At 46.1% G+C, this 5,102-nt stretch carries 3 protein-coding genes; 1 reads left to right on the forward strand and 2 read right to left on the reverse strand.

Annotated elements, in window-relative coordinates; translation table 11 throughout:
- Positions 1–997: 997 nt before the first annotated feature.
- A complete protein-coding gene (locus ACXLDX_RS04200; protein ID WP_457575940.1) occupies positions 998–3,097 on the forward strand; it encodes an AsmA family protein in 2,100 nt (699 codons plus the stop codon).
- Positions 3,098–3,123: 26 nt separating this feature from the next.
- Here ACXLDX_RS04200 and ACXLDX_RS04205 read toward each other — a convergent pair whose 3' ends face one another.
- Both ACXLDX_RS04205 and ACXLDX_RS04210 read right to left on the reverse strand, forming a co-directional pair.
- Positions 3,124–4,101, reverse strand: coding sequence for a GGDEF domain-containing response regulator (locus ACXLDX_RS04205; protein ID WP_457575941.1), 978 nt, complete (start codon positions 4,099–4,101; stop codon positions 3,124–3,126).
- Positions 4,064–5,102 (reverse strand): response regulator (locus ACXLDX_RS04210; RefSeq protein WP_457575942.1); only part of this gene is annotated, 1,039 nt, incomplete at its 5' end. The genes ACXLDX_RS04205 and ACXLDX_RS04210, both read right to left, overlap by 38 nt.

Below are 5,102 nucleotides of genomic sequence, written 5' to 3' on the forward strand. Positions count from 1 at the left end.
TTATCTCTTCATCCCAATCTTTACGAAGATTTGCGGCGTTTCTCCTTTGACCCTTATATCGCTTCCAGGGAAGCCTTCTATGAGTATCGCAGAGCCCTTGTCGGTCATCTGAATCCGTGAGTAATTACGTGAGGTTCCGCATTCGTTGAAGGTCATCTCTTTTTTTTCAGAGCCCTTCGAAGGTAATTACTCACAGGTACCCCGGCTTTTCACGGTCTCTTTTGCCCGCATAGGTAGGTAAAAGCGAACAAAAGAGCCTGCAAAAATCTGCGGCACCTGTGAGCAATTACAGTTCAGAAGTGATATAATCACAGAGTTGCTACCCCTGTGACCAATTACCTTCGAAGTTGTCAATTCTTCATGGCAAAAAAAATCGGACAGAAAATACAACCTGCGTAAATTCCGTCCGATTTGGGGGGCACGTTTCTTTTTCTCTTCTTGTAGCAATCCTTGTGCCATTTCCATTTTGTTTTTCGTTTTTATTTATCTTACGTTATTCTAAAGTGTTATATGGTTTCATTCCGGAAAAAAGAAATTATTGAAATCCCATCTGACCACATTGAGTTTTGGGATTCGTAATTGTAATTCAACTTACAATAAGTGTGGCGATGTTTACCGGATAAATTAATGACAATTTAAAGATCTCAGGGAGAAGATAATGCGGTGCTTGACATTATTTCTAGACTTATTTCATGGTTTTGTGGTAGCTACTAGGAAACAGGATTGTCTTACAGGCCACTTTGCAAAATTGCTTTTTCACCCGATTCCTGCGACCCTGGAAAATGAAAAATGCTCACATATGGCTAATACGCTGCGTTTTTTATATTTTCCTGTTCCTTGACCTCGAACGAAAATTCTAATTTTCCACGGTGCTCTGCAGCAATTTGAATCCTGATTACTCATGAAACTCAGGTGCATCCCGGACTCACAAGTGCCAGGCCGAGTTTTGTCAGTAATGAGAATTTGATCTTAACGCTTCGTCCATGGAATCTGTAAAATGAAGAAATTTTTTAAATATGGTGTTGTTCCTGCTGTAACTGTAATTTTTCTCTTTACTGTTACCGTCATTCTCCTTCCGGTTCTCATTAATGTCCGGCAGTATATTCCAGAGATTGAAAAACAGATATCCGTGAGAATTGGTCGTGCCTGCACGCTGGGACCGGATCTGAGTCTGTCTCTTTTCCCTTCCGTGAGTGTTTCCTGTTCCCATCTTTCTATTGGTAATCCTGAAGGCTTTTCCAGTGATACTTTTATGATAATTGATTCGCTGGAAGCAAAAATAAAATTGCTGCCCCTGTTCAGAAAACAGCTCCGGATCAGTCGTTTTGTCGTGGGAGGGCTCAAGGTAAATCTGGAAAGAAATGGAGACGGGCGGGAAAACTGGATATTTGGTGGGGAGCGGACAGAACAACAGCGAATTGATGGATGGCGAGGCCTGTCATTTCTGTTTGCGCAGGGGACCGGTGATCTGCTGGGCGTTACTGATGGAACCGTAACCTGGAAGGATCGCGTGAATAATAGAGAATTTCAAATCAGTGATCTGATGGTTCTGCTCAAAGATGTAACTCCGGACAAACCCGCGTCGCTTGAATGTGTAGCCGCTTTCGGGAACACTCCCGTAAGGCTTGATGGAACTATCGGGCCTTTGAGCTCCCTTGTCCGGAAGAACCGTCTGCCGGTTGATCTTCATCTGAAAATGGCGGAACTGTTCAACGCGGGAATAAAAGGGAGGTTGATGGTTGAAGACAGGAGGCCCTCGTGGAATTTTGTAGTTGATATTCCTTCTGCGTCTCCCCGGGAAATAATTGAAAAATTCCATTTCAGGCGCTTGCTGCAATTTGCAGATTCTTCGATGCTTAATTCACTGTCCCTGCGGACTGCAATCAACGGATCAGCACAACAGATGTCTTTTGAAAACGGTGTCGTTTCGTTTGATGAATCCCGTCTGACATTTTCGGGGTCAGTGAAAAATCTGTTCACCCCTGAAATACAATTTCTTGCAGATATTGATCAGATTAATCTGGATCGATATATGTCTGGCGGAAAAAAAGCAGATCATGTCCAGACAGATTCGGGTACCAATGGGGAGAAACTGGCCCCCGCAGGACCACAGGGTTTTAAAGTTGATGGCATTGTAAAAGCGGAGAAGCTGATTATCAGGGAACATGACCTTTCACCGGCCATGATCCATCTTGTGGTGGATGAAAATCTGCTGCAGGCGGATCCTCTGTCATTTTCCCTCTATTCCGGTAATGTTCACTGCGGAATTGCAGTCAATTTCCAGGGAGAAGTGGTGGAAACATCATTGAACCTGCTGTCGGAAGGGGTTGATGTCACGCGCCTGCTTCATGATCTCTTTGGCCGTGAACCTGTTTCGGGACGGGGTAACATGGCTTTGAATCTCTCCTCGTCCGGCACCGGTTTTTCAGAAATGTTGACGAATCTTGAAGGGAGAGGGGCCCTGATGATCGAAAAGGGGATTTTATCCGGATATGATTTTCAAACGGTTTTTGGAAAAGATGGAACGGAAAGGCAGACTGTCACCGTGGAGGATGGACCGGAAGATTCAGGCCGTCTGAAAACCACATTTACCGGGCTTTCTGCAGAGTTTGTTTTCCATGGGGGGATTCTGGAGAACACCAGTACAAGCCTGCAGACACCTTCCGGGGAGGTTATGGTCGCCGGTGATATTGATTTTGCGGGCAGAACTCTGGACCTTCAGTTAGTCAGGAGTGATTTGCTGGAGGGTGGAAAGGGTGTGAAGACCAATGAAAAAGACGGCAGATTCCTCCGCATTACCGGCAGTTTTTCAGAAGTACTGCTTGTCCGGGGCGGTGACAGAGAGGGCGAGGCTCTCGTGGAAGCAGGGGAAAAGGTCGATGTAAAAAAGCTGGTGGATGAACAGCTTCCTTCTCCGGTGGATGATGATGTGAAGGATCTTGTCGGCAAGGCTCTTATTGCTCCTGAGATTGTTGCCCGGAGGTTTGGCCTGCAGCCTGAGATTATAAAAAGGGAAAAAGAGAAAAGGAAGTTCAGAAAAGGCAGCGGGAAGATAAGAATATCTCCCCTGAGACAAGAAGCCTTTCTGCAACTGTAACGAAAATCCCTATTACCGGGCGGGCACTATTTATTTTCCTCCCGGCGCTGATCAAAGCAGATTGCACTGCCTGTAAAAGTTTTGGCCCGTTTTTTCATCTCCACACAGGCATCGTTTACTTCGATATAGCTTGAAAAGCGCCTGCTTGAAAGATCTACAACGGCGATACTGATTGTCATGATCGGATAGGTTCTTGGTTCACCCCGCCTGTTGACGGAAAGGATGGCCTGTTGTTTTCTGTCTTCATCGGAGTAAAACCTGATGATGCCTTCTTCAAAATTGTCGACAATCAATTTGGTGGTTTTGTTCGTGTATTCCGTGGGGATTATCATCACAAAATCATCCCCGCCCACATGGCCGATAAATCCGGTCGGCTCCTTCTGCAACGCAAGGGCCTTGTGCAGAATATCTGCTGTAAAGAGAATGACCTCGTCCCCGTGGGCAAAACCGTATTTATCATTAAAGGCCTTGAAATTGTCCAGATCTGTATAAATTACACTGCACTCCTCATTTGTCTGCAGACTCTGCTCTACACGCTCGGTGATGGAATTGTTGCCGGGCAGACCGGTCATGGGGTTGGCATCCAGAGCAAGGCTGTAGAGACGTTCCAGCTCCTTCATGGCACTTCGCAGCCTGAGATGATTTCTGATTCTTGCCTTTACAATAGCCGGGTTGAAGGGTTTAGTGATGTAATCAATGGCCCCCAGTTCCAGGCCTTTTGTCTCATCATTCGCTTTTCCATGGACAGAAATAAAGATGATTGGAATCTCACTGAACTCTTTACTGGCTTTGACTGTGCGGCAGACTTCAAAACCGTCCATGCCGGGCATAACGATATCAAGAAGAATCAAATCGGGCGCAACTGACTGCAGGATGTCAAGGCCTTCCCGGCCATTTTTCGCGAAATAGACGTCATAATCGTTTTCCAGCAGATTGATCAGGATCCTGATATGCTCTGTGCTGTCATCAATGATCAGAATTTTTCCGGTTTCTTTTTTCAGCATTATTCTTTTCTTTATTTGCGTTTTGTTCATTTTCCGGGTGATTTCCCCTGTGATTCAGGAGAACAAGGGCATTTTTGTAGTCCAGACTGTTCACGTGTTTTTTGATTTCAAAAAAGAGATTTCTGTCCTCCATATCTAACTGCGGCAGCAGTTTTTCTAAAATTGTTATGGCTTTGGAACTGTTCAGGGTCAGGGCACGGGACAGCGACTCGCAGAGGGGACGTATTGTTTTTTCTTCCGAAATATCAATTTTTTCCGGTACTGTTGTTGCCTGTTCCATGGTTGTTTTCAGCCAGTTGTCAAGGAAAGCGCAGGCCGTTTTCGTCTCCTCTTCCATCCGGTTGAGGAGCTTTTCCATTTCATCAGATCTGTTGTTTCTCAGGAGAATTTCAAGTTGTCCGCACCGGGCGGAAATTTTTTCAAGGCCTATATTCCCACAGGTTCCCTTGTAGGTATGAATGAGGCGGCCTGCTTCCAGGAGATCCTTTGTGGAAAACGCATTCTTTATCCTTGCGGGCGTGTCACTGTGAAGATCCAGAAACATGGAGATCAGTTCCCGGAAGAGGGTAATGTTTCCCATGACCCTGTCAATTCCAGCCTTCAGGTTGATCCCGGTATTGCCGGGAAACTGTTTTTCTTCGGCAGGAGGCGATATCCGGAGAGTGTTGTCGGGCAGGAATTCTGCGATGGTCGAAAAGAGCAGGCGGGGATCAATGGGTTTGGTGACATAGCCGTCCATGGATGCCTCGAGGCATTGCTCGCGTTCCTGGTCCATGGCATGGGCCGTAAGGGCGATAATGGGAATCTTATTGAGAGGGGTGGGCATTTTTCTGATTTTTGCGGTGGCCGTATAGCCGTCCATTTCCGGCATCTGGATGTCCATCAGGATGATATCGAATGGTTGGACTTTTTCAGATTCCAGAATTTTCACTGCTTCAGCGCCATTATTGGCAATGGTGACACTGAAGCCCTCGGAATGGAGCAGGTTTGAGGCAATCTGC

It is taken from the genome of Desulfomarina sp. (genome assembly GCF_054039375.1).